Raw genomic sequence first — 26,011 nt, forward strand, 5'->3', positions numbered from 1 at the left:
TTCGCCGTCCGGCCCCGCGTCAGTAGGCGACGGGCGGGACCTCGGCCCACACGGCGCGGTCGTCCGTGGAGGGGGCGTCGGGGATGCGGCCGGCGCCGTCCGGCTCGGGGATGGCCGCGAGCAGGGCCTGCGTGTAGGGGTGCTGCGGCGCGGACCACAGCTGCTCCGTGGGGCCCGACTCGAGCACCCGTCCCGCGAACATGACCAGGGTGCGATCGGCGATGCGGCGCACCACGGCGAGGTCGTGCGAGATGAAGAGCATGCCGGCGCCCGACTCGGCCACCAGGTCGCGCATCAGTCCGGCCACGCTCGTCTGCGTCGAGGCGTCGAGCGCCGAGATGGGCTCGTCGGCCACGAGCAGCGAGGGCCGCGCGGCCAGGGCCCTGGCGATCGCGATGCGCTGCTTCTGCCCGCCCGAGAACTGGTGCGGGAAGCGGGTGCGGACGTTCGCGGGCAGCCCGACGCGTTCGAGCCACTCCTCCACGGTGGATCCGGCGGCACCGCGCGCTCGGGCGGTGGCGATGCCGTCGGAGATCTGGTCGCCGATGCGTCGGCGAGGGTTCAGCGAGGTCGACGGGTCCTGGAACACCATCTGGATCCCGGTCAGGGCGGTCGACCGGCGGCGGATGCCGAGCGGCGCGACCGGGGCCCCGCGGAACTCGACCGTGCCGGCGGCGGTCTTCTCGATGCCGACGACGGCGCGGGCGAGGCTCGACTTGCCGCTGCCCGACTCGCCCACCAGCGCGACGGTCTCCCCCGCGGCCACGCGGACGGACACCCCGTTCACGGCGATCACCGGCGGGTTGCCCGGGTAGCGCACGACCACGTCGCGCGCGTCGAGGACGCTGACCTCACTCATGCGCATCCTCCTCGATCGGGTCGACCGCATCGACCTGGTCCGTCGCGTCGACCGCGGGCGCCTCGATGCGCGAGCCGGGGAGGGCGGCGAGCAGCATCCGCGTGTACTCGTGCTGCGGGTGCAGGAACAGGGTCTCGCGGTCGGCGAGCTCCACGATGCGGCCGTCCTTCATGACCGCGACGGTGTCGGCGATCGCGCTCATCACGCCGAGGTCGTGCGTCACGAGCAGCACGGCGAGGTTCCGTTCGATGGCGAGGTCGCGCAGCAGCTGCAGGATGCCGGCCTGCACCGTGACGTCGAGCGCCGTGGTGGGCTCGTCCGCCAGCAGCACCTCGGGGTCGCACGCCAGGGCGCACGCGATCGCGATGCGCTGCCGCTGCCCGCCCGAGAACTGGTGCGGGTAGCGCTTCAGCGCCTCGGCCGGGTTCGGCACCTGCACGGTCTGCAGCAGCTCCACCGCCCGCTCGCGCGCCGCGGCGCCCGTGAGGCCGAGGTGCACGCGCATGTGGTCGGTGAGCTGGCGGCCGACCGGGAGCTGCGGGTGCAGCGACGCCGACGGGTCCTGGAACACCATCGCGATGCGCTTCCCGCGGATGCGGTTGAGGCCGCGGCGCTTCAGGCCGAGCAGCTCCTCCCCCGCGAGGGTGATCGAGCCGCCCGTGCGGGCCTGCCGCGGTAGCAGCCCGAGCACCGCGAGCGAGGTGAGGGTCTTGCCGGAGCCCGACTCGCCCGCGAGGCCGTGGATGCGCCCGGCCTCGAGCTCGAGCGACACGCCCTTCACGAGCGGACGGCCGATGTCGACCGTGAGATCGCGGATGCTCAGCGCGGCGGTCATGCGGGCACCCCCGTCGCGGAGGCCTGGTGGTCGGCCTCCTTCTCGTGCGTGACCTCGGCGGTCGGGTCGAGCACGTCGCGCATCGCATCGCCGAGGAAGTTGAACGCCAGCACGACCGTGAGGATCGCGAGACCGGGGAACACCCCGAGCCACCAGGCGTCGAAGTTCTGCATGGCCCCCGAGATCATCGACCCCCACTCGGCGGTGGGCGGCTGCGCGCCGAGGCCGAGGAAGGAGAGGCCGGAGAGCAGCAGGATCGCGGCGCCGATGTCGAGCGTGGCGAGCACGAGCACGGGCCCGGCGATGTTGGGGAGGATGTCGACGAACAGGGTCCGCAGCGGCGAGTGGCCGAGCAGGCGTCCGGCGATCACGTAGTTCTGTCCGCGCAGGCCGAGCACGATGCTGCGGGTGACGCGGGCGTACTGCGGCCACGACACCACGATCGCCGCGATCACCGCGTTGAACAGCGACGGGCCGAGCGACGCGGCGACCACCATCGCGAGGATCACGGTCGGGAACGCCATGAAGAGGTCGGTGATGCGCATCAGCGTCTCGTCGACCGCGCGGCCGAAGTAGCCCGCGACGGCGCCGATGAGCGTGCCGATGATCATCGCCGCGATCACGAGCATGAGCGCGAGCGGCAGGCTCACGGTCGCTCCGGTCATCAGTCGCGAGAAGATGTCGCGGCCGTTGCCGTCGGTGCCGAGGATCGTGTCGATGCCCGGCTCCTGCAGTCGCGGCAGCACCTGCGCGTTCGGCGGGTACGGCACCCACCACTGCGCCGTGAAGGCGATGACGATCCAGGCCGCCGCGATCACGGTGCCGATGATGCCGAGCGGGGTGCGCCAGGCGCGGGGCCAGCGGAAGCGGAAGCGCCAGGGGCCGGCGGCGGCGTCGATGCGGCTCATGCGATCCTCACTCTCGGGTCGAGCACGCCGTAGAGCAGGTCGACGATGAAGTTGATGAGGAGGTAGATCACGCCGACGACCAGGCCGACGCCCATGATGCCGGGCAGGTCGAGGTTCGCGGCGGAGTTGTAGGCGTACGTGCCCAGGCCCGGCCACGCGAACACCGACTCCACGAGCACGGTGCCCGACAGCAGGGCCCCGAATGCGACGCCCACCACGGTGAGGATCGGCAGCGAGGCTCCACGGAGCACGTAGTCGAGGATGACGCGCATGGCCGGGAGGCCCTTGGCGCGGGCGGCCCGCACGTAGTCGCTGCCCAGCACCTCCAGCACCGACGTGCGGATGAACCGGGTGAGCAGGCCGATGGTCACGAGCGAGAGCACCATGACGGGAAGAGCGAGGTGGGCGAGCGCATCGAAGAAGCCGACGCCGTCGCCGTTGAGCAGGTAGTCGACCGTGTAGAGCCCGGTCACGCGCGGCGGCGGGGTGATCGACGGCGAGATGCGCCCCGAGCCCGGCGCGATGCGCAGCTCCAGGAAGAAGACGTAGAAGCTGACCAGCGCGAGCCAGAAGGTGGGGACGCTGAGGCCGACGAGGGTGACCACGCGGATGACCTGGTCGGTGACCAGGCCCCGGCGGTAGGCGGCGAGCGTGCCGAGCACGATGCTGACCGCGAGGCTGACGATGATCGCCCCGATCGCGATCTCGATCGTCGCGGGCACCGCGGTGGCGAGGTCGCTGGTGACCGGGCGTCCGGTCACCAGCGACGTGCCGAGGTCCCCGCGGAGCAGGTTCCCCATATAGATGAAGTACTGCACGAACAGTGGCTGGTCGAGTCCGTTCGCCTTGATGAACGCCTCGCGAGTCGCCGGGTTCTGCGACGCGCCCTCACCGAGGGCGGCCGAGACCGGGTCTCCCGGCACCAGGTTGGTGAGCGCGAACGTGACGATCGTCACGCCCACCAACAGGAGCAGGGAGGTCCCGGCCCGCCGCAGCAGGTATCCGACGAGAGGCGAACGGCGCCGCTGCGCCTGCCTCTGCACGGCCACTGTCGTCATGGAAGGTCCGTTCAGCCGGCCGGGGCGATCTCGGCGATGTCCATCTCCCACACGGAGTTGTACACGGCACCGGTCACGTCGCTCGCGGAGGAGATGTTGCGGCCGGGGACGATGAGCGGCACGAACGGACCCTGCTCCTGCATCGCCTCGGCGAACTCGGTGAACGCGGCCTCGCGCTGCGCGGGGTCGGTGGCGCTCGCGGCACCCGCCGCGATGCCCGCGATCTCCGGGTTGGCCTCGGCCGCCCAGCCGGCGCGCAGGCCGACCTTCAGACCGGGAGCGAAGGGGAGGAAGTTCGCCGAGTCGGCGTAGTCCGGACCCCAGAACCACAGGCCGAAGCCCTCGGTGCCGTTGACGTACGCGTCGAGCTCGGTCGCGAACGGGGCCGGGGCGAGCTCGACCGTGATGCCGGCGTCTTCGAGCTGCGCCTGCACGCGCTCCGCGAGCGGGGTGAACTCCACGCCGCCGACCGGGTAGTCGTTCGGGAACTGCAGCTTCAGCGTCTGGCCGGTGTAGCCGGCCTCGGCGAGCGCGGCCTTCGCCTTGTCGAGGTCCTGCTCCACGCCGCCGTCGAGTGCACCCTCGAATCCGGGCGGGATCACGCCCGTCGCCTGCACGGCGCCCGCACCGGCGAGCTCGAGCAGCGCGTCGTAGTCGAGCGCGTAGCGGATCGCCTCGGCGATCTTCACGTTGGCCAGCTCGCCGGCCACGGCGGGCGACTGGTTCAGCAGCAGGAAGATGGTCTGGCCCGACGGGACCGAGTCGACCGTGATGTCGTCGCCGAGGCCCGCGACCTGGTCGCCGTTGAGGTCCATCGCGACCATCGAGTCGCCGCCCTTGAGGTTGGCGAGCTGCGTGGCGCTCTCCGACACGTTGCGCACGACCACGCGGCTGTAGGCCGACTTCTCGTCGCCGTTGTACTCGTCGTTGCTCTTCAGGACCACCTGCGAGCTGAGGTCGAGCGTGTCGAGCACGAACGGCCCGGAGCCCGCGGACTCGCCGTCGAGGAACTCCTGCGCCGAGTCGGTGCCGTCGATCGCGCCGCCGTTCTCGATCACCACGTCGGAGTTCACGATGCCGAGGGCCGGGTTCGCGAGGATGGCCGGGAGCTGCAGCAGCGGGGTCTCGGACGTGAACCGGATGGTCTTGTCGTCGACCTCGGTGATGGTGAGGCCGCCGAGCAGGAAGTTGGGCTTGGCGTCTTCCATGCCCTGGATGCGCTGCAGCGAGAACACGACGTCCTTCGCCTCGACGGGCGAGCCGTCGGAGAACACGCGGTCGCCCTCGAGCGTGAAGGTGAACTCGGTCGCGGCGTCGTTCTGCTCCCACGAGGCGAGACCGGGGACCGGCGTGGAGACGTCGGAGCCCTCGAAGTCGACGAGGGTCTCGTACAGGGCCTTCGCGATCATGTTGCCGGTCGGGTCGTAGGTGTGACCGGGGTCGGCGGTCTCGATCGAGAACGCGGTGTCGATGACGAGCGAGTCGGAGCCCTGGGACGCGTCGGAGTTGTTCGCCGAGTTCCCTCCCGAGCAACCCGCGAGCGCCAGGAGCGCGACGGCTCCGAGCGCGATGACCGGCGTGAAACGGCGTGACGACATGAGGGCCTCCAAGGGCGAGGAGTACATTCGGGTTCCGGTGATGTCCGATGTGGACGACCGGTGATCAGATTCGCATCATATGCGACGATGTGTCCAGCAAGTGCGGGTCACATCGGCACGCTTTGTCCAGAACCTCGGATGTCAGGAGCAATATGTCCAGCAAGGATGCGGATCCGTCGAAGCTTTCTGGACGAAGTGCCGCCCCACTGGATGAGACGGCGTACAGAATCCTCGATGTGCTGCGTGATAACGGTCGCGTCTCGATCGCCGCACTGGCCGAGAAGGTCGGCATCTCCCGCGCCAGCGCCTACACCCGGGTCGAGTCCCTGGTGCACGACGGCGTCATCACCGGCTTCAGCGCCCGCGTCGATCACGCCAAGGCCGGACTGTCGATCGGCGCGCTCGTGTTCGTCACGGTCATGCCGCAGGCCTGGGCCTCGTTCCGGGAGCGCATCATCGAGATGCCCGACGTGGAGTGGTGCGCCATCACCACGGGCGAGCACGACGCGATGCTGCTGATCCGCGCGGTCGACGTCAGCGGGGTGCACGAGTTCTCCACCGGGGTGATCGCGCAGCTGCCCGAGGTGCGCACCGTGGTCAGCGTCGTGGTGCTCGACGAGGTGGTCCGCCGCCCCTACCTGCTGCCCGCCGACCTCCCGGAGCGCGACACCGAGGTGCCGCTCGGCATGACCCGCTGGACGCCCGCCTCCCCCGGCCGCGACACCCTCCCGCCCCGCTGACCCGGGGTCAGCGCTCGGTGTCGCTCCGGCCGTATCCCTCGAGGATGAGCAGCGCAGCGAGGATCACGAGACCCACCACGAGAAGAGCGAGCCCGACCCCGGTCACGTCGACCGGATGGGCGGCGTAGGTTCCCGCCGACCCGTCGACCGGCTCCCAGACGGTCACGGTTCGCGAGACCGTCAGTGCGATGCCCGTCCACACCGAGGCGATCGCCAGGACCCAGACGCCGAGCCGCGCGAGGCGCCGCATCTTTCGCCGCGTCACCGCCGGATCGCGTGGGGGTTCCTCGTCGGAAACGTCCATGCGCGTGACTCCGTTCCGGTCGACCTCGACCTTCGCCCGTCGCGCGCCTCCCCTCACTCACCCGAGTGCGCGCAGGTAACACGTTACTGGACGAGCGGACCTCGCGGGTGATCATGAACCCGGCACGAGGCCGCCCCGCCGACCCGGGTCAGGCGGCGGGGATCTCCTCGACCACGCTCAGCTGCGGCAGGCCGTGCATCTCGTAGTGCTCGACGAGGCGGATGCGGCCGTCGTCGGTGAGCTCGAGCTCGCTCTCGCCGTCGCCGGTGACGACGGTGCCGTCGGTCTTGAGCACGTGCACGAACGACACCCAGATGGTGTCGGCGGTGCGGGTTCCGACGAACTTGCCGAACGTGACCGTGTCGCCCTCGTACCCGCCCCAGATGGCGCCGTCGCGCTCGAAGTACTCGAAGATGCTGGGGGCGTCGGGGTCGACGGCGGAGGTGGTGGACGACACCATGCGGAAGCGTCGGCCGTCGAGGGAGGGAAGGGTCGCAGTCGCAGTCACCCCTCGATTATGGAGGATGCCGCAGACGCCGCCGCGCGGGAGGCCGGGCGCCCGGGCCCGGCCGGTACCGTGGGTCGCATGGAGTGGATGGCCGACCCGAGCCCCGGCGCCTGGCTGCGCGACCGCCTCGACGACGACGTGACCGCGAGCATGCACGGCGTGGTGCCGCGCGGGTTCCCCGCCTACGCGCGCGTGTTCCATCCGGGGGTCGTGCGCTCCCTGCCCGACCGCCCGTACCCCACCCCCGAGGAGTGGGAGCGCCTGCCGGAACCCGAGCGCCGCCGGCTCGACGCGCAGTTCTCCGGCGAGCGCGTGACCTGGGCCGACACCGCCGCGGTCTTCGGCACCACGATGCACGCACTGGCACAGTGGCAGCGGATCGTGCGCACCCCGGTCGACGGCGACTGGCGCACCCGGATCGGCCCGGACGGGCGCGAGTACAACGCCCCTGCGGAGGGGGAGCTCGACCCCGACCTGCTGTCCGTGCTGGCGGGCCACCTCGCCGCGCACACCGCGACACCCGACGCGGGGGTCGCGGCGCTGTGGGAGGGATGGGGCGGGCTGGTCGGCTTCTTCGGACAGACGCCGTCGCGCGCGTTCCTCGGGTTCGACGACGACCCCCACCACCGGGCGATGCTGGAGCGCAGCACCCACGATCCGTTCAACAACGGCTTCCGCAAGCCCACCTGGCAGGAGGGCATCCTGTCACGCGAGATCTCGGAGGGGCCCCGGTTGCGGCTCCCCCAGCGCGACCACGTGCCGTTCACCGCCGGAGCATCGGAGTTCGCCGATCCGGACTGGGTCCTGCGGGCGCCGTGGCGCGACCTCGCCGCCGAGGAGCACGGGTTCCCGCCGTCGGCGCAGAGTCCGAGCCTGCTGTGGCCCGACGACCGCGCCTGGGTCATGGTCTCGGAGATCGACTTCGACTCGACGATCGTCGCGGGCTCGCCCGAGCTCATCCGCGCGATCTGCACGGACGAGCGGCTGGAGGCGCTGGCCCTGCGCGAGGGCGCCGACCTCACGTGGGACGCCGACGAGGTGAACCGGTGACGGCGCCCGCTCCGGCGCCGAGCTTCGACGCCCGTCCCCTCACGGAACCGGTCGACCCGGCCGCCGTGCGCGCCTTCGCCGCCGAGCTGCGGTCGCGGCGCACATCGGGCATGGCGGTGTCCTCCATCATCGCGATCGTCGCCGTGTCGATCGCCGGGCTGGTGATGCTGCCGATCCTGTTCACGGTGGTGCTGAGCCTGGCCGCATCCACCGGATCCCCCGGCGCGGCCGCGATCCCGCTCGTGCTGATCGTGCTGCTCGCGGCCGCGGTCGGCGTGCTCATCTGGATGGCCGTGCGCAACGGTCAGGCCACCCGCTACCGGCTGCACCGCTTCGCCCAGGCCAACGGCATGACGTACGAGCCGCGCGTGGACGACCCGCCGCTGCCCGGCATGATCTTCCAGCTGGGCCGGTCGCGCCTCGCCACGGACCTGGTGCGCGGCAGCCACCCGCGGTTCGTGGAGTTCGGCAACTACCAGTACACGGTGCAGTCAGGGAAGAACTCCACGACCTACCGCTGGGGCTACGTGGCCGTGAAGCTCGACGTGCCGCTGCCCAACATCGTGCTCGACGCGACGGGCAACAACGGCTTCGGCTCCAACCTTCCGGCGTCGTTCCAGCGGGCGCAGCGGCTGTCGCTCGAGGGCGACTTCGACCGGCACTTCACCCTGTACTGCCCCGAGGGCTACGAGCAGGATGCGCTCTACCTCTTCACGCCCGACATCATGGCGCGGTTCATCGACAACGCCGCACAGCTCGACGTGGAGATCGTCGACGACTGGCTGTTCCTGTACACGCAGCGCAAGGTGTCGACGCTGGATCCGGCGACCTGGGCGTGGCTGTTCGGCGCGGTCGGCGCGCTGCTGACGAAGTTCGACCAGTGGGCGCGATGGCGCGACGATCGGCTGGCTGCGCAGGGGACGCCGCCCGTCACGGCGGGATCCTCCGGCGGGCACGCACTGCCGTTCGCTCCGCCGGTCGGCCTGCTGACTCCGCCGCCGGGCGTCGCGCCGCAGGGACGACGCCTCAAGCGCACCGGGACGTGGCTTCCCCTGATCGTGGTGATCGGCTTCGCGGCGTTCTGGTTGCTGACGCGCTGGAACTGACCGCGTGCGAAGTGGGGGTGGGTGTCGTCTGGGGATCGACTCCCACCCCATCCCCCCTCGGGATCGAAAGGAATTCCGACGTTCCCTCCGCATGACGGCGATGCCGTCGCGCCCGCCAGGTCAGCTGGGGACTGACACCGGGAGGCGCCTGCCCAGGATGGTATACCGGTCGACGTTGCGTCCTGTTGCGTCCATGCGCCGGAATGGACCGCGCGCTCAGCTCTCCGCGACGGTCTCCCGCGCCGGCCACGACCGCGTCACCCGGTCGAGCACCCCATCCAGGGTCGACCACGCATCGGCCGACCGCATCGACGTGCCGATGCGCTCCGCCGCCACGCGGAACGAGGGCTGCGCCAGCACGCGGTGCACGGCCGCGGCGATCTGGGCGGACGCCGGGGTGTTGGTGCGGAGGTTCACGCCGGCGCCCGACCAGCCCACGCGCGCCGAGACCTCCACCTTGTCCTCCGTCTGGCCGGCGACGACGATCGGCACCCCGTGGGCGAGGGCCTGCTGCACACCGCCGTACCCGCCGTTGGTGACCAGCACGTCGATCTTCGGCAGCAGCCGGTCGTACGGCAGGTACTCCGCCACCCGCACGTTCTCCGGCAGGTCGGCGGGAAGGCTGTTCCTCGGGCGCCCGCCCGTCGTCACCACCACGAGCAGGTCGGACGGCGCGAGCCCGTGCACCGCGGGCAGCACGAGCTGGGTGAAGTCGGAGTTGGCGATGGTGCCCTGGGTGACGTGCACGACCGGGCGGTCGCCGTCGAGGTCGTCCCACCAGTCCGGCAGCGGGGCGTCGGACGCGGTCGTGGGCAGCGGTCCGGCGAAGTGCACCGTGTCGGGGAGGTCACCGCGCGGATACTCGAACTCGGGCACCGTGAACTGCACGTAGGCGTCGGTGCGTCCCGCCCAGTCCAGCACGAAGCCGCCGAGGTCGCGGCCGACGGTCTGCCGCGCCATGTCGTCGGCCTCACGCTGCACCCCGCCGAAGATCGCGCGCTCGGCGACGAGCCGCAGGGCCGCGTTGCGCAGGCGCCCCAGCGGCCCGCGCATCGGGGTGACGCCCAGACCGAACGGCGCGGTGTCGACGCTGCGGGCTCCGAGGGGGAAGATCCCGAGCGCGATCACGGGCGGCCGCTCGGCCGCGGGCAGGAGCTGCAGCAGCGCACCCCCGACGAAGAGCGGCTCGGTGAGGACGGCGTCGATGCGACGGGAGGCGAGCTCGGCGCGCACGGCCGCGAGCTGGGCGGCACCGGGCCGCACGAACAGCGTGCTCATGTCGAACCGGAGTGCTGCGGGGCCGGTGAGACCCGCACGCTCGGGGAACGCGCCGTCGGCGTCGTCGAGGTCGACGTCGGCCTCGGGCGGCAGCGGAAGGAAGCGGGCGCCGCTGGCCAGCACGCGGTCGGCGTAGCGGGCGCTGGTGAGGAATCCGACCTCGTGCCCGGCGTCGACCAGGTGCCGGGCGACCTGCAGGAGGGACAGCACGTGCCCGTGAGCGGGAGTGCAGGTGAGGAGGTAGCTGGACATGGGGTGCCTTCGGTTAGGATTGACTGTACCGTCGAAGTATTCATCACCCCCTGAGGAAAGTCAATGGCTGAAGCCGCCCCGCGTGCCTACACGTCCGCCCTGCGCACCCGCCAGGCCCAGGAGACGCGAGCGCGCATCGTCGCCGCGGCCGCCCGCCTCTTCGCGTCGCAGGGGTACCAGGCGACCACGATCGCTGCCATCGCCCGCGAGGCCGGGGTGTCGGCCGAGACCGTGAAGACCACCGCGGCGAAGGCCGAGCTGCTGATCGCCGCGTTCGAGGTGACGTTCTCCGGGTCGGAGGCCGCGGAGTCACTCGTGGAGACGGAGGTCGCCTCCGGACTGCTCGACCTGCCCGACGACGCGTTCCTCGACGGCGTGCTCACCCAGATCACCACGGCCAACCAGCGCGGGCACGGCCTGTGGACCGTCCTGCTCGGGGCCGCGCTGTCCGACCCCGTCGTCGACGAAGCGCTCCGCCGCATCCTGGACAACCGGGCGGCGGACTACCGCGGGTTCGTGGCGGAGCTGGTGCGGCGCGGCATCGCCCCCGCGGCCACCGACACCGACGCGACCGCCGATGCCCTGTCGTTCCTGCTGTCGCCCGAGAGCTACCAGCAGCTGGTCGCGCAGTCCGGGTGGACGCCCGCCCGCTACGCCGAATGGCTGCGCACGACGGTGCTCGCCGAGGTCACACGCCCCTGACGCGCCTGCGCGTCAGCGCGCCGACCAGCCGCCATCCATCGTGTGGCTTGCTCCGGTGATCATGCCCGCCGCGTCGCCCGCGAGCCACAGCGCGAGCGCCGCGACCTCCTCCGGTTCCACCAGCCGCTTGATCGCGGACTCGGTGAGCAGCACCGATTCCAGCACCTCGTCCTCCGCGATGCCGTGCAGCCGCGCCTGATCCGCGATCTGCTTCTCCACCAGCGGCGTGCGCACGTAGCCCGGATTCAGGCAGTTGCTCGTCACCCCGTGGGCCGCGCCCTCCAGCGCCGTGACCTTCGACAGGCCCTCCAGCCCGTGCTTGGCCGCGACATACGCCGCCTTGAACGGCGAGGCCCGCAGGCCGTGCACGCTCGACACGTTCAGCACCCGCCCGAACCCTCGCTCGTACATGCCGGGGAGGGCGGCGCGGATCAGCAGGAACGGCGCCTCCAGCATCAGCCGCAGGAGGAACGAGAACCGCTCCGGATCGAACTCCTCGATGGGGCTGACGTGCTGCACACCCGCGTTGTTCACGAGGATGTCGGTGTCGATCCGCACCTCGGCGAGCGCGGCGACGTCGGACAGGTCCACCTGCCACGCCTCCCCGCCCACCTCCGCCGCGAGGGCCCGCGCCGCGTCGCCGTCGATGTCGGCGACGGTCACCCGGGCCCCCGCGGCGGCGAACGCGCGCACGCACGCGGCGCCGATCCCGCTCGCTCCGCCCGTCACGAGGGCCCGGCGTCCGGACAGATCCGTCATGCGGTGGCCTTCTCCGCGTCCAGCCGCGCCGCGGTGCGCGCCGCGTCCTCGTCGTCGATCGCCTGCAGGGAGATGCCGGTGGTCTCGCGCAGCGACAGCACGGCGATGGCCGTGACCACGCAGGCGATCACGATGTAGATCGCGATCGGCAGCCAGGAGCCGAAGTCGCGCAGCCACTGGATCGCCAGGATCGGGGCGAGCGAGCCGGCGAGGATGGCCGTCACCTGCGAGCCCAGCGAGACGCCCGAGTAGCGCATGCGCGTCGGGAACAGCTCCGCCATCACGGCCGGCTGCGGCGCGTACATGAACGCGTGGAAGCAGAGCCCGATCGTCACCGCCAGCACGATCAGCACCGGGTTGAGGGTGTCGAACAGCGGGAAGGCGAAGAACGCCCACGTCGCGCTGAGGATCGCGCCGGTCAGGTACACGGGCTTGCGGCCCCAGCGGTCGGCGAGCCGGCCGAGCTGCGGGATGACCGCGAAGTGCACCACGTGTGCGATCAGCAGCGCCAGCAGCAGCTGGCTGGTGTCGTACTCGTGCACGGTCTTGAGGTACACGATCGTGAAGCTGACGACGATGTAGTAGACGATGTTCTCCGCGAACCGGAGACCCATCGCCTGCACGATGCCGACCGGGTAGCGGCGCAGCACCTCGACGACGCCGTAGGAGGTGGCCTTCTCGGTCTCGACCTGGGCCTTCGCCTCCAGGAAGATCGGCGCCTCCTCCACGTGACGGCGGATGTAGTAGCCGACGAGGACGATCACGGCGGACAGCCAGAACGCGATGCGCCAGCCCCACTCGAGGAACGCGGCGGAGCTCATGACCCACGAGCTCACGAGCAGCACGAGCGTGGCGAGCAGGTTGCCCACCGGGACGGCGGCCTGCGGCCAGCTCGACCAGAACGCGCGCGAGCGGTCGGGGCTCTGCTCCGCGACCAGCAGTACCGCGCCGCCCCACTCGCCGCCGACCGCGAAGCCCTGGATGAACCGCAGGGCCACGAGCATCGCGGGGGCCCAGTAGCCGATGCTCTGGAACCCGGGCAGGCAGCCCATCAGGAACGTCGCGGCGCCGACGATGATGATCGTGGCCTGCAGGGTGGGCTTGCGGCCGAAGCGGTCGCCGATCTGCCCGAACACGATGCCGCCGAGCGGGCGCGCGATGAAGCCGACCGCGTAGGTGACGAAGGCGGCGATGATGCCGTCCAGCGGGGATCCGGTCGCGGGGAAGAAGTAGGTGCCGAACACCAGGCTCGCGGCGGTGGCGTAGAGGAAGAACTCGTACCACTCGACGACGGTGCCGGCCATGGAGGCCGCGACGACGCGCTTGAGCTTCGACGGGGGTGCGGCGGTCGGGGATGCAGCAGTGGGGGATGCCATGTCTCTCCTTCGGGTGTCGACGGTGACACCTCCCGACCAGTGTCGGCGGGCGCTGAGGCTGCAGCAATGCCCAGTCACGCGCAGCCCCTGTGCATAATTGCAGAATGGAGGCGACGAGGCGACCCCGGGCTGACGACCTGCTCGTGCTGCTCGCGGTCGCCCGCACCGGTCGCTACACGAGCGCCGCGACGCACCTCGGCCTCGACCACACCACGGTCGCCCGGCGCATCGCCGCCCTGGAAGACGCCCTCGGCGGACGGGTCGTGGCTCAGTCCGCATCCGGATGGGAGCTCACCGACCTCGGGCGCACCGCCGCCGAGACCGGAGGACGCATCGAGGCCGCACTATCGCAGCTCGACGACGGCGGCGGCGACACCCCCGACCCGGTCGCGGGCGTCGTGCGGATGTCGGCCACGGACGGCTTCAGCGCCTACATCGCGGCGCCCGCCATCGCCGACCTGCGCCTCGAGCATCCGCGGCTGACCGTCGAGATCGTCGCCGCGACGCGGCGGGCGGCCGAGCACCGCGCCGGGCTCGACCTGGAGGTGGTGGTCGGCGCACCCCAGACCCGCAGAGCCCACGCGGTGAAGCTCGGCACCTACACGCTCGGCATGTACGCCTCGCGCGACTACCTCGCGCGCACGGGCACGCCGGCCACGCGGGAGGAGCTGGAGCGGCATCGCCTGGTGTACTTCGTCGACTCGATGCTGCAGGTGGACGCACTCGACCTCCCGCGCCGGCTCGTGCCCGGGATGCAGGACGGCCTCACGTCGACGAACGTGTTCGTGCACGTGGAGGCGACCAGGGCGGGCGCGGGCATCGGGCTGCTGCCGTGCTTCGCCGCCGACCGCCACGACGACCTGGTGCGACTGCTGCCGTCGGTGTTCGCCGAGAAGCTGCCGTACTACATGGTCGCCCGGCCCGAGTCGCTGCGGCTCCCCGCGGTCGCCGCCCTCGCCGACGCGCTGCGCGCCCGCACCCGCGCCTCCCGGGCGATGCTCGACGGCCTCACCGCCTGAGCGTCGCGCGGGCGTCCTTTGTCAGCAGGTACAGCGTGCGGCGCTCTCCGGGAAAGCCCGTGAAGCCGAAGCGCTCGTAGAAGGGCACGACCTCGTCGCTGATCGCGTGCACCAGGACGGCGTGGATGCCGATCGTGGCCGCGGCCTCCAGCGCACGGAGTGTCGCGTGCTGCAGCAGCGAGGCCCCGAGCCCGAGCCCCGAGAACTCCTGATCGACGGCGAGCCGACCGAGGAGCACGACCGGCACGGACGACGGCATCCCTGCCGACAGCGGAAGGGGACCCTCGGCACGGTCGAGCGAACTCGCGGACAGACAGTAATACCCGGCCACCCGGCCCTCGCGCGTGACCGAGACCATCGTGCGCGATGCGCCGCTCTTCTCGTTGCGACGCGCGCGCCCGCGGAGCCAGATATCGAGGCTCTCCACCCCGCACCGGAAGTCGGCGACCGCGTCGCCCACGGCGAGCGGCCGCGGCGTGAGGAACTCAGTCAACGAACACGGACTCCCGGTCCAGGAGCGTGCGCAGCCCGTCGATGGACCGCGCCGGGCGGTCCATCACCTCGATGAATGCGTCGAAGCGCACCATGTCGACGAGCATCCTGCGGTCGCGCTGGATCACCTCCTCCGCCCGCTCCACGAGGGCCGCAGCGGAGAAGTCGGTCACCGTGCGGCCCTCGATGGCAGCCGCCTCCTCGATCGCCGCTTTTTGCTCCGAGGTGACGCGGAACTCCAGGCGGGCGTTCTTCAGGGGAGTACTCATCGCCCCAGTGTACGGCAGATCACCGTACGATCAGGCGAGCCCGAGGGAGAGGAGCTCGGCGGGGTCGAGCATGCGCGAGCGGATGAGGAACCGCAGACCCGTCGGGCCCTCCACGCTGAAGCCGGCGCCGCGGCCGGGGACCACGTCGATCGTGAGGTGCGTGTACTTCCAGTACTCGAACTGCGACGCCGACATGAACACCTCCACGGGCTCGGTCAGCCCCACGTCGAGCCGTCCGAGCAGCACATCGCCCGGACCGGTGAGGAACATCCCCACGGGGTAGCACATGGGCGCGGAGCCGTCGCAGCAGCCGCCCGACTGGTGGAACATGAGCGGACCGTGCTGCGCGGTCAGTTCACGCACGAGTGCGGCCGCGGGCTCCGTCACCGCGACCCGCTCGGGGGTGCTCGCCGTCATGTGCTCGTCCTTCCGTGGTGCCCGGTCGTCGAGCGAGACCCCGCCGCTCGCGCGTCGCTCGCTCGACGACCGGAGTATCCCGGGCGGACGCTGCCGCGCCCGCCCGGGAGGCGGATCAGAAGAAGCCCATCGGGCCCTCGGCGTACGACACCAGGAGGTTCTTCGTCTGCTGGTAGTGGTCGAGCATCATCTTGTGGTTCTCCCGGCCGACGCCGGACTGCTTGTACCCGCCGAACGCGGCGTGCGCCGGGTACTGGTGGTACGTGTTCGTCCACACCCGGCCGGCCTCGATCGCCCGGCCGGCGCGGTAGGCCGTGTCGCCGCTGCGGCTCCACACCCCCGCGCCGAGACCGTACAGGGTGTCGTTGGCGATCGAGATCGCGTCGGCGAAGTCGTCGAACGAGGTGACCGACAGCACAGGGCCGAAGATCTCCTCCTGGAAGATGCGCATGTCGTTCGTGCCCTCGAACACGGTCGGCTGCACGTAGAACCCGTCGCTCAGGTCGCCGCCGAGGTCGGCCCGCTCACCGCCCGCGAGCAGTCGCGCCCCGCCCTGCTTCCCGATGTCGATGTAGCTGAGGATCTTCTCCAGCTGGTCGTTCGACGCCTGCGCGCCGATCATCGTCGCCGGGTCGAGCGGGTTGCCCTGCACGACCTTCTTCACCCGCTCCAGCCCGTCGGCGAGGAAGCCGTCGTAGATCGAGCGCTGGATGAGCGCCCGCGACGGGCACGTGCACACCTCGCCCTGGTTCAGCGCGAACATCGTGAAGCCCTCGAGCGCCTTGTCGTAGAACGGGTCGGTCGTGGAGCGCGCGACGTCTTCGAAGAACACGTTCGGGCTCTTGCCTCCCAGTTCCAGCGTCACCGGGATGAGGTTCTGCGACGCGTACTGCATGATCAGCCGCCCGGTCGTGGTCTCGCCCGTGAACGCCACCTTGCGGATGCGCTTGTGCTGCGCGAGCGGCGCCCCGGCCTCGATGCCGAACCCGTTCACGATGTTCACGACGCCGGCCGGGATGAGGTCGCCGATCAGGTCGAACAGGAACAGGATCGAGGCGGGGGTCTGCTCGGCCGGCTTGATGACGATGCAGTTGCCCGCGGCGAGCGCCGGCGCCAGCTTCCACACGGCCATCAGGATCGGGAAGTTCCACGGGATGATCTGTCCGACCACGCCCAGCGGCTCGTGGAAGTGGTACGCGACGGTGTTCTCGTCGAGCTGGCTGATGCCGCCCTCCTGCGCCCGCAGGACCCCGGCGAAGTAGCGGAAGTGGTCGATCGCGAGGGGGATGTCGGCGGCGAGGGTCTCCCGCACGGGCTTGCCGTTCTCCCAGGTCTCGGCGACCGCGATGGCCTCCAGGTGCTGCTCCATCCGGTCGGCGATGCGGTTCAGCAGCACCGAGCGCTCGGCGGGGCTGGTCTTGCCCCAGGTGGCGAACGCCTTCCACGCCACGTCGACCGCGCGGTCGACGTCTTCGCTCGTGCCGCGGCCCACCTCGGTGAAGGGCTTGCCGTTGACCGGGCTGATGTTCTCGAAGTACTGGCCCTTCACGGGCTCGACGAACTCGCCGCCGATGTAGTGCCCGTAGCGGGGGCGATAGGTGGCCACGGCACCGGGCTGCCCCGGAGCGGCGTAGGCGAGGGACACGTCTTCTTCGACGATGGTCATGGGGTCTCCTTCGACGGGTGGGCCGCGGCCTCGATGCTCAGCGGCTGTCTCCGACGGTAGGCGGCTCCCCGTTGCAGCCCCGTGCGCAACGTTGCAGGAGGTTGCAGCCTCAGGGGAGCGCGGCGAGGAAGGCGCGGAACCGCTCGGCCATCGCCCCCGGCACCTCGGCGATCGTGAAGTGGCCGCCGTGCTCGAGCCGCTCGAACACGCGCAGGTCGCGGTAGTAGCCGCGGGCGAGCCCCTCGGGGTAGTCGTGCTCGTGGCGCTGGATGAACACCGCGGCGGGGACCGTGACCGGCGGCATCGGGGCCGGAGTGTCGGCGCCCTCGTAGTACGGCCGGAAGGAGCTCGCGATGCTCTGCGTGACCCAGTAGATCATCGCCTCGGTGAGGATGCGGTCGCGCGAGATCACGGCCTGCACGGCCGCCGGGTCGTCGCCGTCGGTGTCGGCCCACTCGGACAGCTTCTCGGCGATCCACGCGAGCAGCCCCGCCGGGGAGTCGTTGAGCGCCGCGGCCAGGGTGTCGGGCCGCGCCCACTGCACGTGCCCGTACGACCCGTTCGGTCCGTGCTCGGCGTCGAGCCGGGCGAAGAACGCCTGCACCTCCGGGTCGTCGCTGGCCGCCCGCTCCTCCGGCGTGCCGAAGTGCGCATGGGTCGCGACGATGCCCGCCACCCGATCGGGGTATGACACGGCGATCAGATCGCTCACGTTCGCCGAGACGTCTTCGCCGTAGGTGACGTAGGAGTCGTAGCCCAGCACCTCGGTCATCAGCCGGTGCATCGTGGCGGCGAAGCGCCGCTCGTCGGCCGGACCGTCGGCGTAGGGCTGCGAGAACGCGAAACCGGGCAGGCTGGCGACCACCACGTGGACGTCGTCGAGGAGCGCCGCGGCGTCGAGCTGCAGCGCGAACGTGTGCGGCCAGCCGTGCATGAGGAGCAGCGCCGGGGCGTCGGGCCGCTCGGAGCGCAGGTGCGCGAAGTGGATGTCGGTGCCGTCGACCTCGGCGAGGAACTGCGGGAAGCCGTTGAGCCACTCCTCCCGCGCCCGCCAGTCCCACTCCGCCCAGGACTGCACGAGCTCACGCAGCCAGGCCGCGTTCATGCCGGAGCGCATGCGCCGGGGTGAGTCGTCGAGCAGCCGCGCGCGTCGAAGGCGGGCGCGCAGATCGTCGAGCACCTCGTCGGACACGTGCACGCGGAACGGACGGATCTCGGTCATGCCCGGACGCTACGCGGGGCCACCGACAGCGCGTTCGATGCGGGTGACCAGGCCCGCCCGCCGCGGCGAGCGCGCGGGCAGCATCTCCAGCGCGAGCCGCAGCACCTCCGCGTCTTCCCGCCCCTCGGGGATGTCCGCGTACGCGAGCAGCACGTCGAGACTCGCCTCCGACAGCATCGCCTCCCGGAGCGCCGCGCGCACGGTGTCGCGGAACTCCTCCACGCCCGGTGAGGTCGACTCGGGCAGCACGGCGCCGCGGTAGGCGGTGAGCGCGACGCGGTGGGCGCCGCGGTCGAGCAGCGACAGCACGTCGTGGGCGTCGGTCTCGAGCGGCACGGGCAGCCGGTACGGGCGGGACTCGGGCACCAGGTCGGGAGCCGTGCGCTCCAGCACCTTCCGCAGCCGCACCATCTCCGGGCGCAGGGTGTCGGGCGACACGTCGGGCCCGTACACCAGCTCGCACAGCCGTTCGGCGGAGAGCCCCTGCCGGTGCACCGCGAGCATCAGGAGGATGGCGGCGTGCCGCGCGCTCAGCTCGATCACCGCCTCCTCGTGCGCGGACTCCGTTTCCAGCCGCGCGCGGTCGCGGCCGAGCACGTGCAGCCGCGCGCGGGCGGTCGCCGTCGCTCGGGGCTTCGGGGAGGGACGGCTGCGCGGGGATTCGGCGCGCCGCCGCAGCCGGGCCACCATCAGCTCGGACTCGACGGCACGGGCGGTCGCGTCAACGAGCAGCCGGGCCTGCGGGGTGACGACCTCGGCGCCGCCGGTGATGTCGATCACGCCGAGCACCCGCTGGGTCTCCGGGTCGCGCACGGGCGCCGCGCTGCACGACCACGGGTGCACGAGCCGGTTGTAGTGCTCGGCGCCGCGGATCTGCACCGACTGCCCGAGGGCGAGCGCGGTGCCCGGTGCGCTGGTGCCCACGGCGGCCTCCGACCAGTTCGCCCCCGCCACGAAGCCCATGCCGTCGGTGAGCGAGCGCAGCTGCGCGTCGCCCTCGATCCACAGCAGCCGCCCGGCCTGGTCGCCGACGGCGATCACGACCCCGGAGTCCTCCGAGGAGCCCGGCAGCAGCAGGGCACGGATCAGGTCCATCGCGGAGGCGAGCGGATGCGCGAGGCGGTACTCCTCCAGCTCCTCGGCGTGCAGGTCGAGCGGCGGAAGCCCTTCCGGTCCGACGCGACCCCGCCATGACCGCTCCCACGACTCCCGGACGAGCGGGCGCACCTCCTGCAGGCGGCGGTCGTCGAGGTTCCCGGCGATGAGCTCCTCGTGCGCACGCTCGACGAGCAGGCGCGGGGCCTCGGGGAGAGACCCGTGGGTTCCCTGCCACGGTGCAGACACGCGATCTCCTTCGTCGAGAACGGGCGTGCCCTCAGTGTAGGAGCGTTGGACCTGCGGCGGAATATCGCCTCGCGCCCCCGCGGGACTCCTCCCGGGCAAGGGCTCGAAGGCTCAGCGGAGCAGGCCCGCGACCAGGGCGTCGATCACGGCATCGGTCGAGGTGTCAGGGTCGATGGGGGTGGTGAGGCGGTCGAGCAGGAGGCCGTCGATCGCGTAGTGGAACAGGGCGATCTCCGCGCGTCCGCCGGGCAGGCCCGCCGCGGTGTTGAAGGCCACGTCGGCGTCGAAGCCCGCGCGCTGCCACGCGCCGAGCACGGCCGCGAGCTCGGGGCGCCGGGCGCTCTCCAGGCGCAGCTCGAACAGGGCGAGCGTCACGTCGCGGTCGCCGGTGAGCCGACGCACGATGTCGCGCACGTAGTCGGCGAACAGCGCGGGGCCGGGGGTGCCGGCGGCGCGACGCTCCAGATCCTCGGGGGTCGGAGCGAGCCGTTCCCCGATGCGGTCGACGAGTCCTTCGATCAGGGCCTCGCGGCTGCGGAAGTAGTTCGACGTGGTCCCGGTGGGCACCTGCGCCTCGACGTCGACGGCCCGGTGGGTGAGTCCGCGCGAGCCCTCGCGGGCCAGCACCGTCAGCCCGGCGTCGGCGATCACGCGGCGACGCGACTCGTTCTTGACCATGTCTCGACCCTAGCGCAATCACTACGGCTGTTGTAGTCTCAACCGCGACAGATGTAGTGATTGGAGAATCATGCGAGACCTCGTGTACTACGTGGCCGTCACGCTCGACGGCTTCATCGCCGGCCCGGGCGGAGAGTTCGACGCCTTCCTCGTCGAGGGCGACCACATGGACGGCATCAACGCCCGGTTCGCCGACACGATCCCCACGGTCGCCGCCGAGGCGCTGGGCATCGAGCAGCGCAACGACGTGTTCGACACCGTGCTGATGGGCTGGAACACCTATCAGGTGGGCGGCCTGCCGAGCCCGTACCGGCACCTGCGCCAGATCGTGTTCAGCCGCGCGCACACGGCCGAGGCCGAGAACCTGGAGGTGACGGCGGAAGACCCGGTCGAGGTCGTTCGCCGGCTCAAGCAGGAGGACGGCGGTGCGATCTGGCTGTGCGGAGGCGGCGCCCTCGCGGCCACCCTCGCCGACGAGATCGACCGGCTCGTGCTCAAACGCCAGCCGCTCCTCTTCGGCGCGGGCATCCCCCTCTTCGGCGAGCGCCCGTATCGCCCCGAGCGGTTCGACGCCGTGGAGACGACCGCGTACGAGTCCGGCGTCGTGTTCTCCGAGTTCGAGAGACGCCGCGAGAACTGAGCGCCCGGCGGCCCGGAGGGCGGGTCCCATACCCCCTCCGGGCCGCCCTGGCAATGGCGTTCTCCGAATCCGTCCCGCTTCCTATCGTGAGGTCACACCCACGAGTCAGGAGAGACGCCATGAACGTCGAGACCCCCATCCCCACTGGCTCCCCGCAGCGCACGCAGACGCCTCCGTCCGCCGGTGCCGCTGAGCCGTCCTGCGAGCGGATCGACTTCGACAGATATGTCGTCGACCCCGCCTCGCCCGTGGGTTACATTGACGTCGTGCCGCCCCTCTACGTCTGCTACCTCGGTCACCCCTATGCGCGCGCCGTCGAGGTCGCGCAGGTCTACGAGTTCGACCACGCCGTCGGCATCGTCAGCGCCATGGCCGCCGGTTCGCGCCACCACGCCCTCGCCGGATGAGCCGCGAGATCTGGCCGGGCGAGGCCTACCCGCTGGGCGCGACGTTCGACGGACAGGGCACCAACTTCGCCCTCTTCAGCGAGGGCGCGGAGAGCGTGGAGCTCTGCCTGTTCGACGACGACGGCACCGAGACCCGGGTGCCGCTCACCGAGGTCGACGCGTACGTGTGGCACGGCTACCTGCCCACCGTGCAGCCGGGGCAGCTGTACGGGTATCGCGTGCACGGCCCGCACGACCCCGCGCAGGGCCGGCGATTCAACCCGAACAAGCTGCTGCTCGACCCCTACGCCAAGGCCGTCGCCGGCGACATCGACTGGGGGCAGTCGCTGTTCGGCTACGACTTCGGCGACCCCGACTCCCGCAACGACGACGACTCCGCCGCCGCGATGGTCAAGGGCGTCGTGATCAACCCGTTCTTCGAGTGGGCGGGCGACCGTCGCCTCAAGACCCCGTACGCCGAGACCGTGATCTACGAGGCGCACGTGAAGGGCCTCACCCAGCGTCACCCCGAGATCCCGGAGGAGCTGCGCGGCACCTACGCCGGCATCGCCCACCCCGCCGTCGTCGAGCACCTGCAGCGCCTCGGCGTCACCGCGCTGGAGCTCATGCCCGTGCACCAGTTCGTCAACGACTCGGTGCTGCAGGACAAGGGTCTGTCGAACTACTGGGGCTACAACACCCTCGGGTTCTTCGCCCCGCACAACGCCTATTCGGCGACCGGTCAGCACGGCCAGCAGGTGCAGGAGTTCCGCGCCATGGTGCGCACCCTGCACGAGGCCGGCATCGAGGTCATCCTCGACGTGGTCTACAACCACACCGCCGAGGGCAACCACCTCGGGCCCACCCTCTCGATGCGCGGGATCGACAACGAGGCGTACTACCGCCTGGAAGAGGACCGCCGCTACTACACCGACTACACCGGCACCGGGAACAGCCTCAACGCCGGCAACCCGCACGCCCTGCAGCTGCTCATGGACTCGCTGCGCTACTGGGTCACGGAGATGCACGTCGACGGGTTCCGCTTCGACCTCGCCTCCACGCTCGCCCGCGAGTTCTACGACGTCGACCGCCTCGCCGCGTTCTTCGAGCTCGTGCAGCAGGATCCGGTGGTGTCGCAGGTCAAGCTGATCGCCGAGCCGTGGGACGTGGGGCCCGGCGGCTATCAGGTGGGCAACTTCCCGCCGCAGTGGTCGGAGTGGAACGGCAAGTACCGCGACACCGTGCGCGACTTCTGGCGCGGCGAACCGCAGGCGCTGGGCGAGTTCGCGGCCCGCCTCACCGGCTCGGCCGACCTGTACGAGCACTCCGGACGGCGGCCGGTCGCGTCGATCAACTTCGTCACCGCGCACGACGGCTTCACGCTGCGCGACCTCGTGTCGTACAACGACAAGCACAACGAGGACAACGGCGAGGACAACAACGACGGCGAATCGCACAACCGCTCCGACAACAACGGCGTCGAGGGCCCGACCGACGACGTCGAGGTGAACCGGCGGCGAGCGCGCCAGCAGCGCAACTTCCTCGCCACGCTGCTGCTGTCGCAGGGCGTGCCGATGATCTCGCACGGCGACGAGCTGGGGCGCACGCAGCACGGCAACAACAACGGCTACGCGCAGGACAACGAGCTCACCTGGATCGACTGGGACGCCGCCGACCTGCCGCTCGTGGAGTTCACCGCCGCGGTCGCACGACTCCGGCGCGAGCACCCGACCTTCCGCCGCAGCCGCTTCTTCGACGGGCGACCGGCGAGCGCGGACGACGGCGAGCGGATCCCGGATGTCGTCTGGCTGCGGCCCGATGGCGGCCCGATGGCACCGGAGGACTGGGACTCGGGCTTCGGACGCTCGGTGGGGATGTTCCTCAACGGCCGCGGCATCCGCGAGAACGACCGCCGCGGCCGCCCGGTGGAGGACGTGAACTTCCTGGTGTACTTCAACAGCGGAGACGAACCCGTCGAGCTGGTGCTGCCCGACGAACGCCACGGCCGCGAGTGGTCGGTGGCCGTCGACACCGCCGGCGACATCGACGACACCCGTCCGCTCGATGCCCGCGCCACGATCCCGCTGGAGGGCAAGGCCATGATCGTGCTGCGCGAGATCGACGGCGAACCCCTCGCGACCGACGACTCCGTGGACGCCTCGCTCCGCTCGCAGAGCGAGCAGGCCGACGCATGACCCGACGGCCACTGTCGACGTACCGCCTGCAGATCAGCCGGGACCTCCCGCTCGACGCGGCGGCCGAGCTCGCGCCGTACCTCGCCGACCTCGGGGCCTCGTGGGTGTACGTCTCGCCGCTGCTCGCGGCCGTGCACGGCTCCACCCACGGGTACGACGTGGTCGACCACACCCGCGTGGACGCGGACCGCGGCGGCGAGGCCGGTCTCGAGCGCTTCGCCGCGGCCGCGCACGACGCGGGGCTGGGCATGCTGGTCGACATCGTGCCCAACCACGTGGGCGTCGCGGTGCCGCGACAGAACCCGTGGTGGTGGGAGGTGCTGCGGCTCGGGCGGCAGACCAGGCGCGCGGCGGCCTTCGACATCGACTGGGCGGCCGGCGGCGGACGGATCCTGCTGCCGCTGCTCGGCTCCGCGCCCGACGAGGCCCGCGCGAACGGCGAGCTCGTGGTCGACGCGACCCCGGCCGCCGACGCCCCCGACGGCGTGCTGCGCTACTTCGAGCACGAGCTGCCCCTCGCCCCCGGCACCGCCGCGCTCGCGGACGACCTGCCGCGACTGCTCGCCGCCCAGCACTACGAGCTGCGGTACTGGGAGGACCAGAACACCGACCTCACCTACCGGCGCTTCTTCGCGGTGTCCGAGCTCGCCGGGGTGCGCGTGGAACTGCCGGACGTGTTCGCCGACTCGCACCGCGAGATCCTGCGCTGGCTGCGCGAGGGCCTCGCGGACGGGCTCCGCGTCGACCACCCGGACGGCCTGGTCGACCCGGGCGGCTACCTGGAGCAGCTGGCCGACGCGACCGGTCGCGCGTACACCCTCGTGGAGAAGATCCTGGAGCCGGGCGAGGCGCTGCCGGCCTGGTGGCGCACGGACGGCACCACGGGATACGACGCGCTGGCCGAGCTGGACCGGCTGTTCGTCGACCGCGACGGCGTGGCCGCACTCGACCGCCTGGACGCACGACTGCGCGCCGAGACGGGGCTTCTGCCCGCACTGGCATGGCCCGACCTGATCCACGACACGAAGCGGATGATCGCGGACACCCTGCTGGTCGCGGAGGTGCGGCGCCTCGTGCGCACCCTGCCGCGCGGCATCGTGCACGCCGACGACGCCCTCGCCGAGCTGGTCGCGTGCTTCCCGGTGTACCGCGCCTATCTGCCCGAGGGCAGCGAGCACCTGCGCGCGGCGTTCGCGGAGGCGCGGCGGCGGCGCCCCGACCTCGACGCGGCGTTCACCGAGCTCGAACCCCTGCTGAGGGACACGTCGCTGGAGGTCGCGCAGCGGTTCCCCCAGGTGACCGGCGCTGTCATGGCGAAGGGCGTGGAGGACACCGCGTTCTACCGGTACACGCGGCTGGGCACGCTCACGGAGGTCGGGGCCGACCCGTCGATCCCCGCGGTCACGGTCGAGGAGTTCCACGAGGCGCAGCGGGCCCGGCTCGCCGCCTGGCCGTACTCGATGACCACGCTCTCCACGCACGACACCAAGCGCTCGGAAGACGTCCGGGCGCGGCTCGCGGTGCTGTCCGAGGTCCCGGAGCGATGGGCCGAGGTGCTGGAGGAGCTGCGGGCCGTGGCGACCACGGGCCACGGTCCGCTCGACGCCCTGCTGTGGCAGGCCGCGGTCGGCGCGTGGCCGATCCCGTCCGAGCGTCTGCTGGCGTACGCCACCAAGGCCGCGCGCGAGGCGGCGGAGCGCACCACCTGGCAGCGCCCCGACGCCGCGTTCGAGGAGGGTCTCGCGGCCGTCGCCCAGGCCGTCGAGGGCGACGCCGCCCCGATCCTCGACCGCTTCGTCGCGGAGATCGCGGGCCACGGCCGCTCGAACTCGCTCGCCGCCAAGCTGCTGCAGCTCACCGGCCCCGGCGTGCCCGACGTGTATCAGGGCTCCGAGCTGTGGGACCTGTCGCTGGTCGACCCCGACAACCGTCGTCCGGTCGACTTCGCGCTGCGGGCGCGGATGCTGAGGGAGCTGGATGCCGAGGTCGCCCGCGGCATCCTCCCGCCGATCGACGACTCCGGCGCCGCGAAGCTCCTGGTCACCTCCCGGGCGCTGCGCCTGCGCCGCGACAACCCGGAGCTGTTCCGCTTCTACCGCCCGGCCGTGGTCGAGGGGGCGGCCGCTGCGCATGCCGTCGCGGTGCACCGCGGCGGGGCGACCGCGATCGCGACGCGGTTGCCCGTGGGCCTCGCCCGGCGCGGCGGCTGGGGCGACACCGTGATGATGCGGCCGGACATCCCCGGGACCGACCTGCTGACGGGGCGCCGCATCGCCCCGGGCCCCGTGCGGCTGGCCGAGCTGCTGGACACGTATCCCGTGGCGCTGATCGAGCTCGCGCGGTGAGGGGG

General features: G+C 71.5%; 26 protein-coding genes. 9 read left to right on the forward strand and 17 right to left on the reverse strand.

The window, feature by feature from the left end; translation table 11 throughout:
• Positions 1-19 precede the first annotated feature (19 nt).
• Genes ACFV3I_RS01445 through ACFV3I_RS01465 form a run of 5 tightly spaced genes read right to left on the reverse strand, consistent with a single transcriptional unit; the run spans position 20 to position 5,258 of the window.
• Positions 20-859 carry an ABC transporter ATP-binding protein gene (locus ACFV3I_RS01445; RefSeq protein WP_136035828.1) on the reverse strand — a complete coding sequence of 280 codons (840 nt, stop codon included), beginning with the start codon at positions 857-859 and terminating at the stop codon, positions 20-22.
• On the reverse strand, positions 852-1,694 hold the full coding sequence (locus ACFV3I_RS01450; RefSeq protein WP_206252188.1) for an ABC transporter ATP-binding protein: 843 nt from the start codon (positions 1,692-1,694) through the stop codon (positions 852-854). The genes ACFV3I_RS01445 and ACFV3I_RS01450 overlap by 8 nt, the downstream gene beginning before the upstream one ends.
• A complete protein-coding gene (locus ACFV3I_RS01455) occupies positions 1,691-2,602 on the reverse strand; it encodes an ABC transporter permease (RefSeq protein ID WP_136033863.1) in 912 nt (303 codons plus the stop codon). Before ACFV3I_RS01455 ends, ACFV3I_RS01450 begins: the two co-directional genes overlap by 4 nt.
• Positions 2,599-3,660, reverse strand: coding sequence for an ABC transporter permease (locus ACFV3I_RS01460; RefSeq protein ID WP_136033861.1), 1,062 nt, complete (start codon positions 3,658-3,660; stop codon positions 2,599-2,601). The genes ACFV3I_RS01455 and ACFV3I_RS01460 overlap by 4 nt, the downstream gene beginning before the upstream one ends.
• 11 nt (positions 3,661-3,671) lie before the next feature.
• Positions 3,672-5,258, reverse strand: a complete 1,587-nt coding sequence (locus ACFV3I_RS01465) for an ABC transporter substrate-binding protein (protein ID WP_136035825.1) — start codon at positions 5,256-5,258, stop codon at positions 3,672-3,674.
• A 152-nt stretch (positions 5,259-5,410) separates the two neighbouring features.
• On the opposite strand from ACFV3I_RS01465, the gene ACFV3I_RS01470 reads away from it, so the two are divergent.
• Positions 5,411-5,998, forward strand: coding sequence for an Lrp/AsnC family transcriptional regulator (locus tag ACFV3I_RS01470; protein ID WP_206252186.1), 588 nt, complete (start codon positions 5,411-5,413; stop codon positions 5,996-5,998).
• 7 nt (positions 5,999-6,005) lie between these two features.
• Here the strand turns inward: ACFV3I_RS01470 and ACFV3I_RS01475 are convergent, their stop codons facing one another.
• Positions 6,006-6,302 carry a hypothetical protein gene (locus ACFV3I_RS01475; RefSeq protein WP_378822215.1) on the reverse strand — a complete coding sequence of 99 codons (297 nt, stop codon included), beginning with the start codon at positions 6,300-6,302 and terminating at the stop codon, positions 6,006-6,008.
• 148 nt (positions 6,303-6,450) lie between these two features.
• On the reverse strand, positions 6,451-6,810 hold the full coding sequence (locus tag ACFV3I_RS01480) for a hypothetical protein (RefSeq protein ID WP_206252185.1): 360 nt from the start codon (positions 6,808-6,810) through the stop codon (positions 6,451-6,453).
• Positions 6,811-6,819: 9 nt separating this feature from the next.
• Here ACFV3I_RS01480 and ACFV3I_RS01485 point away from each other — a divergent pair, with 9 nt between their 5' ends.
• Together ACFV3I_RS01485 and ACFV3I_RS01490 are read left to right on the forward strand one after the other, a co-directional pair.
• Positions 6,820-7,860 (forward strand): hypothetical protein, encoded by a 1,041-nt coding sequence (locus ACFV3I_RS01485; RefSeq protein ID WP_378822216.1) that lies wholly within the window; start codon positions 6,820-6,822, stop codon positions 7,858-7,860.
• Positions 7,857-8,966 (forward strand): hypothetical protein, encoded by a 1,110-nt coding sequence (locus ACFV3I_RS01490; protein WP_378822217.1) that lies wholly within the window; start codon positions 7,857-7,859, stop codon positions 8,964-8,966. The genes ACFV3I_RS01485 and ACFV3I_RS01490 overlap by 4 nt, the downstream gene beginning before the upstream one ends.
• Positions 8,967-9,182: 216 nt before the next feature.
• Here ACFV3I_RS01490 and ACFV3I_RS01495 read toward each other — a convergent pair whose 3' ends face one another.
• Positions 9,183-10,496, reverse strand: coding sequence for a glycosyltransferase (locus ACFV3I_RS01495; protein WP_247638016.1), 1,314 nt, complete (start codon positions 10,494-10,496; stop codon positions 9,183-9,185).
• A 63-nt stretch (positions 10,497-10,559) separates the two neighbouring features.
• On the opposite strand from ACFV3I_RS01495, the gene ACFV3I_RS01500 reads away from it, so the two are divergent.
• Complete coding sequence (locus ACFV3I_RS01500) at positions 10,560-11,198, forward strand: TetR/AcrR family transcriptional regulator (RefSeq protein ID WP_136033851.1); 639 nt, start codon at positions 10,560-10,562, stop codon at positions 11,196-11,198.
• A 12-nt stretch (positions 11,199-11,210) separates the two neighbouring features.
• Here the strand turns inward: ACFV3I_RS01500 and ACFV3I_RS01505 are convergent, their stop codons facing one another.
• Both ACFV3I_RS01505 and ACFV3I_RS01510 read right to left on the reverse strand, forming a co-directional pair.
• Positions 11,211-11,957 (reverse strand): 3-hydroxybutyrate dehydrogenase, encoded by a 747-nt coding sequence (locus ACFV3I_RS01505; RefSeq protein WP_378803054.1) that lies wholly within the window; start codon positions 11,955-11,957, stop codon positions 11,211-11,213.
• Entirely contained in the window at positions 11,954-13,333 is a 1,380-nt protein-coding gene (locus ACFV3I_RS01510) for an MFS transporter (RefSeq protein WP_136033847.1), read from the reverse strand. Before ACFV3I_RS01510 ends, ACFV3I_RS01505 begins: the two co-directional genes overlap by 4 nt.
• A 104-nt stretch (positions 13,334-13,437) precedes the next feature.
• Here ACFV3I_RS01510 and ACFV3I_RS01515 point away from each other — a divergent pair, with 104 nt between their 5' ends.
• Positions 13,438-14,352, forward strand: coding sequence for a LysR family transcriptional regulator (locus tag ACFV3I_RS01515; RefSeq protein WP_136033845.1), 915 nt, complete (start codon positions 13,438-13,440; stop codon positions 14,350-14,352).
• Here the strand turns inward: ACFV3I_RS01515 and ACFV3I_RS01520 are convergent.
• The 7 genes from ACFV3I_RS01520 to ACFV3I_RS01550 all read right to left on the reverse strand — a co-directional run bounded on the left by ACFV3I_RS01520 (position 14,342) and on the right by ACFV3I_RS01550 (position 20,440).
• Positions 14,342-14,845: a GNAT family N-acetyltransferase gene (locus ACFV3I_RS01520; protein ID WP_378822218.1), complete on the reverse strand. Its 504-nt coding sequence runs from the start codon at positions 14,843-14,845 to the stop codon at positions 14,342-14,344. The two genes, ACFV3I_RS01515 and ACFV3I_RS01520, sit on opposite strands and share 11 nt — an antisense overlap.
• Complete coding sequence (locus tag ACFV3I_RS01525; RefSeq protein WP_136033841.1) at positions 14,838-15,113, reverse strand: DUF1778 domain-containing protein; 276 nt, start codon at positions 15,111-15,113, stop codon at positions 14,838-14,840. The genes ACFV3I_RS01520 and ACFV3I_RS01525 overlap by 8 nt, the downstream gene beginning before the upstream one ends.
• A 30-nt stretch (positions 15,114-15,143) precedes the next feature.
• Positions 15,144-15,530, reverse strand: a complete 387-nt coding sequence (locus tag ACFV3I_RS01530; protein WP_206252180.1) for a DUF779 domain-containing protein — start codon at positions 15,528-15,530, stop codon at positions 15,144-15,146.
• 115 nt (positions 15,531-15,645) lie between these two features.
• A complete protein-coding gene (locus ACFV3I_RS01535; protein WP_206252179.1) occupies positions 15,646-17,196 on the reverse strand; it encodes an aldehyde dehydrogenase family protein in 1,551 nt (516 codons plus the stop codon).
• A gap of 109 nt (positions 17,197-17,305) precedes the next feature.
• Positions 17,306-18,418 carry an epoxide hydrolase family protein gene (locus tag ACFV3I_RS01540; RefSeq protein WP_378822219.1) on the reverse strand — a complete coding sequence of 371 codons (1,113 nt, stop codon included), beginning with the start codon at positions 18,416-18,418 and terminating at the stop codon, positions 17,306-17,308.
• A gap of 9 nt (positions 18,419-18,427) precedes the next feature.
• Positions 18,428-19,762: a GAF domain-containing protein gene (locus tag ACFV3I_RS01545; protein WP_136033832.1), complete on the reverse strand. Its 1,335-nt coding sequence runs from the start codon at positions 19,760-19,762 to the stop codon at positions 18,428-18,430.
• 111 nt (positions 19,763-19,873) lie between these two features.
• Positions 19,874-20,440: a TetR/AcrR family transcriptional regulator gene (locus tag ACFV3I_RS01550; protein WP_136033830.1), complete on the reverse strand. Its 567-nt coding sequence runs from the start codon at positions 20,438-20,440 to the stop codon at positions 19,874-19,876.
• A gap of 70 nt (positions 20,441-20,510) precedes the next feature.
• Between ACFV3I_RS01550 and ACFV3I_RS01555 the strand changes: the two genes are divergently transcribed.
• The 4 genes from ACFV3I_RS01555 (at position 20,511) to treY (ending at position 26,006) form a co-directional block, all read left to right on the forward strand.
• Entirely contained in the window at positions 20,511-21,080 is a 570-nt protein-coding gene (locus ACFV3I_RS01555; RefSeq protein ID WP_378822220.1) for a dihydrofolate reductase family protein, read from the forward strand.
• 119 nt (positions 21,081-21,199) lie between these two features.
• Entirely contained in the window at positions 21,200-21,487 is a 288-nt protein-coding gene (locus ACFV3I_RS01560; RefSeq protein ID WP_378822221.1) for a hypothetical protein, read from the forward strand.
• Positions 21,484-23,661 (forward strand): glycogen debranching protein GlgX, encoded by a 2,178-nt coding sequence (gene glgX / locus ACFV3I_RS01565; protein WP_378822222.1) that lies wholly within the window; start codon positions 21,484-21,486, stop codon positions 23,659-23,661. Before ACFV3I_RS01560 ends, glgX begins: the two co-directional genes overlap by 4 nt.
• Positions 23,658-26,006 carry a malto-oligosyltrehalose synthase gene (gene treY / locus ACFV3I_RS01570; protein WP_378822223.1) on the forward strand — a complete coding sequence of 783 codons (2,349 nt, stop codon included), beginning with the start codon at positions 23,658-23,660 and terminating at the stop codon, positions 26,004-26,006. Before glgX ends, treY begins: the two co-directional genes overlap by 4 nt.
• Positions 26,007-26,011 lie beyond the last annotated feature (5 nt).

It is taken from the genome of Microbacterium sp. NPDC059771 (genome assembly GCF_042732495.1).
GTDB lineage: Bacteria > Actinomycetota > Actinomycetes > Actinomycetales > Microbacteriaceae > Microbacterium > Microbacterium sufflavum.

What these genes read in the sequence shown, in the direction of transcription:
- ACFV3I_RS01445 (WP_136035828.1), bottom strand. Translation starts at nt 859, where the DNA reads ATGAGTGAGGTCAGCGTCCTCGACGCGCGCGACGTGGTCGTGCGCTAC.
- ACFV3I_RS01450 (WP_206252188.1), bottom strand. Translation starts at nt 1,694, where the DNA reads ATGACCGCCGCGCTGAGCATCCGCGATCTCACGGTCGACATCGGCCGT.
- ACFV3I_RS01455 (WP_136033863.1), bottom strand. Translation starts at nt 2,602, where the DNA reads ATGAGCCGCATCGACGCCGCCGCCGGCCCCTGGCGCTTCCGCTTCCGC.
- ACFV3I_RS01460 (WP_136033861.1), bottom strand. Translation starts at nt 3,660, where the DNA reads ATGACGACAGTGGCCGTGCAGAGGCAGGCGCAGCGGCGCCGTTCGCCT.
- ACFV3I_RS01465 (WP_136035825.1), bottom strand. Translation starts at nt 5,258, where the DNA reads ATGTCGTCACGCCGTTTCACGCCGGTCATCGCGCTCGGAGCCGTCGCG.
- ACFV3I_RS01470 (WP_206252186.1), top strand. Translation starts at nt 5,411, where the DNA reads ATGTCCAGCAAGGATGCGGATCCGTCGAAGCTTTCTGGACGAAGTGCC.
- ACFV3I_RS01475 (WP_378822215.1), bottom strand. Translation starts at nt 6,302, where the DNA reads ATGGACGTTTCCGACGAGGAACCCCCACGCGATCCGGCGGTGACGCGG.
- ACFV3I_RS01485 (WP_378822216.1), top strand. Translation starts at nt 6,820, where the DNA reads ATGGAGGATGCCGCAGACGCCGCCGCGCGGGAGGCCGGGCGCCCGGGC.
- ACFV3I_RS01495 (WP_247638016.1), bottom strand. Translation starts at nt 10,496, where the DNA reads ATGTCCAGCTACCTCCTCACCTGCACTCCCGCTCACGGGCACGTGCTG.
- ACFV3I_RS01500 (WP_136033851.1), top strand. Translation starts at nt 10,560, where the DNA reads ATGGCTGAAGCCGCCCCGCGTGCCTACACGTCCGCCCTGCGCACCCGC.
- ACFV3I_RS01505 (WP_378803054.1), bottom strand. Translation starts at nt 11,957, where the DNA reads ATGACGGATCTGTCCGGACGCCGGGCCCTCGTGACGGGCGGAGCGAGC.
- ACFV3I_RS01510 (WP_136033847.1), bottom strand. Translation starts at nt 13,333, where the DNA reads ATGGCATCCCCCACTGCTGCATCCCCGACCGCCGCACCCCCGTCGAAG.
- ACFV3I_RS01515 (WP_136033845.1), top strand. Translation starts at nt 13,438, where the DNA reads ATGGAGGCGACGAGGCGACCCCGGGCTGACGACCTGCTCGTGCTGCTC.
- ACFV3I_RS01525 (WP_136033841.1), bottom strand. Translation starts at nt 15,113, where the DNA reads ATGAGTACTCCCCTGAAGAACGCCCGCCTGGAGTTCCGCGTCACCTCG.
- ACFV3I_RS01530 (WP_206252180.1), bottom strand. Translation starts at nt 15,530, where the DNA reads ATGACGGCGAGCACCCCCGAGCGGGTCGCGGTGACGGAGCCCGCGGCC.
- ACFV3I_RS01535 (WP_206252179.1), bottom strand. Translation starts at nt 17,196, where the DNA reads ATGACCATCGTCGAAGAAGACGTGTCCCTCGCCTACGCCGCTCCGGGG.
- ACFV3I_RS01540 (WP_378822219.1), bottom strand. Translation starts at nt 18,418, where the DNA reads ATGACCGAGATCCGTCCGTTCCGCGTGCACGTGTCCGACGAGGTGCTC.
- ACFV3I_RS01550 (WP_136033830.1), bottom strand. Translation starts at nt 20,440, where the DNA reads ATGGTCAAGAACGAGTCGCGTCGCCGCGTGATCGCCGACGCCGGGCTG.
- ACFV3I_RS01555 (WP_378822220.1), top strand. Translation starts at nt 20,511, where the DNA reads ATGCGAGACCTCGTGTACTACGTGGCCGTCACGCTCGACGGCTTCATC.
- ACFV3I_RS01560 (WP_378822221.1), top strand. Translation starts at nt 21,200, where the DNA reads ATGAACGTCGAGACCCCCATCCCCACTGGCTCCCCGCAGCGCACGCAG.
- glgX (WP_378822222.1), top strand. Translation starts at nt 21,484, where the DNA reads ATGAGCCGCGAGATCTGGCCGGGCGAGGCCTACCCGCTGGGCGCGACG.
- treY (WP_378822223.1), top strand. Translation starts at nt 23,658, where the DNA reads ATGACCCGACGGCCACTGTCGACGTACCGCCTGCAGATCAGCCGGGAC.